General features: G+C 73.5%; 1 protein-coding gene. It reads left to right on the forward strand.

Translation table 11 applies throughout. From position 1 onward, the window contains the following. Nucleotides 1–15 precede the first annotated feature (15 nt). On the forward strand, nt 16–2,857 hold a 2,842-nt coding region (locus tag AC31A1_RS49440; RefSeq protein ID WP_489659599.1), incomplete at its 3' end, for a type VII secretion EssC family protein.

A 2,857-nucleotide genomic window follows, 5' to 3' on the forward strand; every position in this document is an offset into this window, starting at 1 on the left:
AGAAGACGACGAGCAGTGCGATTGACCGTCAGTGTTCGAGAACCGCAGGACGACGGGGTGTCGACCACCGTCGCAGTCGAGACCGGACCGTCCGTGCCGGTGGGCCGGTTTGCCGCGGAGCTGGCACGGTCGGTCGGCGCCGCGTCGACGCGGTCGGCGGAGGGGACGGTGGGTGCCGAACCGGCGCTCTATCTCGGCCCGGCCCCCGCGGACCCCGCCGCCACCATCCAGGAAGCCGGCATCCGCGACGGCATGGACCTCGGCCTGGGCGCTCCCGTGCCCGGCGGGCCGGCCCCCGAGGGGCGGACCGAAGTCCGCGTGGTGTCGGGACCGGGGGCCGGCACCGTGTTCCGCCTGGTGCCGGGCGACTACGACATCGGCGGCTCACCCGACTGCCCGATCCCGCTCATGGGCGACGCACCGCCCCGGGCTGCCCGGGTCCGGGTCCGGGTCGACGGGAGTGCGGAACTGACCGCGCGTGAGGGCGTGTTGCTCGACGGCAAGCCGGTACCGGACTCCTCGCCGTGGCAGGCGGGCAGTCAACTGGAGGTCGGAGCACACCTGTTGGAACTGACGGCGCAGTCCGCGCGCCGGGCGCCGCTGACCGTGGCGCCCGACGGCATGGGCCTGGAGTTCAACCGGCCGCCGCGCTTCCTGCCACCGGCGGCGGGCGCGAAGTTCCGGCTGCCCGCACCGCCGACGAAGCCGGAGAAGCGGCCGATCCCGCTGCTTCCGATCCTGCTGCTCCCGGCGGGCAGCGCAGCGGTGGCCATCCTGGTCAGCCACCGGTGGTCGTTCGTCTTCATCGCGCTGCTCTCCCCGATCGCGGCGCTGGCCAGCCAGTTCAGCGGACGCAAGCAGGCGATGGTCAAGTACCGGGAGCAGATGAAGGAGCACGAGGCGACGCTGGGCCGGCTGAAGGCCGACATCAACGCGGCGGTCCTCGCCGAACAGCACAACCTCAGCCTCTCGCTGCCCGACCCGGCGGCACTCCTTCAGATGGCGGCCCAGCCCTCCGAACGGCTCTGGGAACGGCGGTGGAAGGACCCCGACTTCCTGTCCGTCCGCGTCGGCACCACCGATCTGCCCTCCTCGCTGACCGTGGACGACCCCACCCAGGACGAACACCGGCGCACCACGGTGCCTCGGCTCAATCAGGTGCCGGTTTCCGTCCCGCTGCGCCGTTCCGGGGTCGCGGGCTTCGCCGGGCCGGACGCGACCCGGATGGCGAGCTGGGTGACGGCCCAGGCCGCCGCCCTGCACAGTCCGGGCGACCTGCGGATCGTCGTCCTGGCCGGACCGGACGGTGAGCGGGAATGGTCCTGGACCCGCTGGCTGCCCCACGCACAGGCCCAGGGCGAGGACGCCTACGCCCTCGTCGGCAGCACCGCGGAGTCCCTGGCCCGCCGCGTCGGTGAACTCGGTCAACTGGTCGCGTCCCGCGTCGCCGCCGGTCCGGAACTCACCCGGGGTGGGGTGACCGGCCATCCCGACATCCTCGTCGTCCTGGAACAGGCCCGCCGCGCCCGGTCCCTGCCCGGTGTGATCGCCCTGCTGCGGGACGGCCCGTCCGTCGGCGTCTACACGCTGTGCATCGACCGCGAGGAGCAACTGCTCCCGGAGGAGTGCGGCGCCGTCGTCGTCCTCACCCCCGGCACGCGCTCGCTCCGGCTGCGGACCGACGGCGGCGGCCAACTGGACGGCGTGCGCGCCGACTCACCCAACCCCTTCTGGTACGAGCACTTCGCGCGGGCGCTGGCCCCGCTGCGCGGCGTCGGCGACAACGACGAGAGCGCACTGCCCGGTTCCGTGCGGCTGCTGGACCTGCTGGGCATCGAACCCCCGACCCCGGACGCGATCGTGGCCGGCTGGTCGCTGGGTGGCCGCAGCACCCGGGCCGTGCTCGGCACCGGCTACGACGGGGACTTCGCGGTCGACCTCGTCCAGGACGGCCCGCACGCACTCATCGCCGGCACCACCGGCAGCGGCAAGTCGGAGCTGCTCCAGACCCTCGTCGCCACCCTCGCGGTGGTCAACAGACCGGACGAGATGACGTTCGTCCTCGTCGACTACAAGGGCGGCAGCGCGTTCGCGGAATGTGCCGAACTCCCGCACACCGTAGGGCTCGTCACCGACCTCGACACGGCGGAGGTGGAGCGCGCGCTCATCTCGCTCGGCGCCGAACTCCGCCGCCGCGAGACCCAGTTGGCGGCGAGCGGCGCCAAGGACGTCGTCGACTACCTGGACAAGCGCTCGCGCGGCGGCGACGTACTGCCGCCGCTGCCCCGACTCGTCCTGGTCATCGACGAGTTCGCCTCCATGGTCCGCGAACTCCCCGACTTCATCACGGGACTTGTGAACATCGCCCAGCGCGGCCGGTCCCTCGGCATCCACCTGGTCCTGGCGACCCAGCGGCCTGGCGGTGCGGTCACCCCGGACATCCGGGCCAACACCAACCTGCGTATCGCGCTGCGCACCACGGACACCTCCGAGAGCCGGGACATCATCGACGCCCCCGACTCCGGCGACATCTCACCGGCCAACCCCGGGCGCGCGTACGCACGCCTCGGCCCCTCGGCCCTGCTGCCGTTCCAGTCGGGCCGGGTCGGCGGCCGGCGTCCCGGCGGACAGGCGGCGGCCGACACCCCGGTCACGGTGAGCGCGGCACCGATCTCCTGGCACAACCTCGGCGGCCCGCTGCCCGCACCCACCAGGCGCGGCTCCGGGGCGAACCAGACCGAGGCCGTCACCGACCTCGCCGTCCTGGCCGGGGCCATCGCCCGCGCGGCCGAACTCCACGGCACCCCACGCCAGCCCAGCCCCTGGCTGCCGCCCCTGCCCGCCACCCTGACCTGGA

The sequence above is a fragment of the Streptomyces sp. P5F9 genome, assembly GCF_057961495.1.